This window comes from Gemmatimonadaceae bacterium, from assembly GCA_035633115.1.
In the GTDB taxonomy this organism is placed as follows: domain Bacteria; phylum Gemmatimonadota; class Gemmatimonadetes; order Gemmatimonadales; family Gemmatimonadaceae; genus UBA4720.
Map to the genome: position 1 here is coordinate 1 of DASQFN010000110.1, position 2,225 is coordinate 2,225.

Here is a 2,225-nt window from a genome sequence, read left to right on the forward strand (position 1 = left end):
AAATTGGCAAGATCGTGCAGCAGATTAATGCCATGGGCGTCTCAGTTATTCTCGTCGAGCAGAACGCCATGCTCGCCCTTACCATCGCCCAGCGCAGTTACGTGCTGGAAACCGGCACTGTTGTCATGCAAGGCGAGGCCCAGGAGTTACTCCAGGATGAAGGGGTGAAGAAGGCGTACCTGGGGATGTGAACAGTGAGCAGTACATCCACATAGGTATGGCAGCATCGGCTGATTTCGAGGGTACAGAGAGGGTAGAGTGGAAATTCACATTGACCCGCATACCCTGGAGCGTGCCGAAGAACGTGGCACAAATCCAGAAGAAATCAGCGACGTGATCAGCACAGGCTTCTCCATTCCGGCAAAGCATGGACGGATCGGGAAGGCCAAGATTTACGATTTTACGCGCTTAAGACCTCTACTTTCGCGTGAACCGGATGGCCATATCGCGAATTCTGCGATAGGCTGTACCGCATGGCAACAACACTCACACTCCGACACGAACGAGTTGACGACATTCCGTTGATCATTGGCGTGGCCAACCGGCTGCAATTGGCCGAGGTCCTTGACCGTCATCTGGGTACGCACAGCCTACAAGAGGGGCTGAGCAACGGCTGGCTCATCGTGGGCTGGCTCGCCTATATCTTGTCCCACGCGGACCATCGTAAGTCAGCGGTCCAGGCATGGGCCAACGCGATGCCCCACACCTTGGAACACCTGCTGGGCCAACCCATACGCACGGTGGAGTTCAGCGACGACCGTCTGGGCCGCGTCCTGCGCCGGCTCAGTGACGCCACGGCATGGGAGGCCATCGAGCGCGACCTGTGGGCAGCGACCGTGGCCGTATACGAGCTCGCGCTGACAGGGATACGCCTCGACAGCACGACGAGCTATGGCTATCACCAGGTGACCGACACCGGCATTATGCAGTTGGGGCACAGCAAGGACCATCGCCCCGACCTGCCGCAACTGAAGTTGATGGCCGCCGCCGCGCAGCCGTCGGGCCAGCTGATCGCCTGCGATGTCCACCCAGGCCAGTGTGCCGATGATCCGCTCTACACCCCCCTGATCCAACGGGTACGGAAACTCTTGGGACGCACGGGCCTGCTGTATGCTGGGGACTGCAAAATGGCGGCGTTGAGCACGCGGGCCGAACTCGCCGCACACCAGGATTACTACGTGATGCCCTTGCCGCGCACGAGTGAGACCGCGGCGCAGTGGACGCAATGGGTGGACGCTCTCGTGGACGGCCCACAGGAGGCCACGCTGCTGTGGGACGGGGCATGCCTGCTGGGTGCTGGCTACGAGTGTGAGCGCCCACTGAGCGCGCCCGTGGATGGACAGCCAGTGCACTGGACCGAACGGGTCCAGGTCGTACGCTCGCGCGCCCTGGCCCAGCGCCAAGAGGTGACGCTGGCGAAGCGGTTGGCGGCCGGCGAAGCGGAGTTGCGCGCCTTGACCCCTGCCCCGGGTCGGGGCAAGCGCCAGATCCGGGACGAAGCCGCGTTGCAGGCGGCCATTGCGAGCGTGGTGGCGCGGCACGACGTGGCCGGGCTGCTGACGGTGACGTGGATGCGGCACGAGACACCGCAGACGTACTATGTGGGCCGAGGTCGGGGTGGCCCTCAGCGTTTGACGCACACCGAGGTGGACGTCCGCTACGTCATCACCGACGTGCAACGGAACGAGGCGGCCCTGGCGGCTCGGCGGCATCGGCTGGGCTGGCGTGTCCAGGTCACCAATGCACCAGGGGACATGCTGTCGCTGACGGAGTCTGTGGTGCACTATCGGGGAGGCTGGTCGTTGGAGCGGGATTTCCATCTCGTCAAAGACCTCCCCTTGGGCCTCAGCCCCTTGTTTGTGTGGAAGGAGGAGCAGATGACGGGGATGACCCAGCTCCTGACCTTGGCGCTGCGCCTGTTGACCCTGCTCGAAACCCAGGTGCGGCGGGGCCTGGAGCACACCCAAGAAGTCGTCGCCGGCCTGTACGAGGGCCAACCCACCCGCACGACGAGCCGACCGACGGGCCAGCGGATCTTGCACGCCTTTGCCCGAGCGCAGATCACCTTGACGCGTACGGAGGGAGGGACTACGATCTGCTGGCATCTCACGCCACTCTCTCCATTGCACGAGCAACTGTTGCGCCACCTCGGCTTGCCTCCCTCCCTCTACACGGCGCTGGCTGACAATTCATCATAGGCCGTATAGATTCACGCGAAAGTACAG

3 protein-coding genes are annotated in these 2,225 nt (G+C 62.9%); all 3 read left to right on the forward strand.

Going from position 1 to position 2,225, the window contains the following annotated elements; genetic code table 11:
- A partial coding sequence (locus VES88_14885; GenBank protein HYN82771.1) for an ABC transporter ATP-binding protein occupies positions 1-191 on the forward strand: 191 nt, incomplete at its 5' end.
- A 67-nt stretch (positions 192-258) separates the two neighbouring features.
- Positions 259-525 (forward strand): hypothetical protein, encoded by a 267-nt coding sequence (locus VES88_14890; protein ID HYN82772.1) that lies wholly within the window; start codon positions 259-261, stop codon positions 523-525.
- Entirely contained in the window at positions 522-2,198 is a 1,677-nt protein-coding gene (locus VES88_14895) for a DUF4277 domain-containing protein (protein HYN82773.1), read from the forward strand. Before VES88_14890 ends, VES88_14895 begins: the two co-directional genes overlap by 4 nt.
- Positions 2,199-2,225 lie beyond the last annotated feature (27 nt).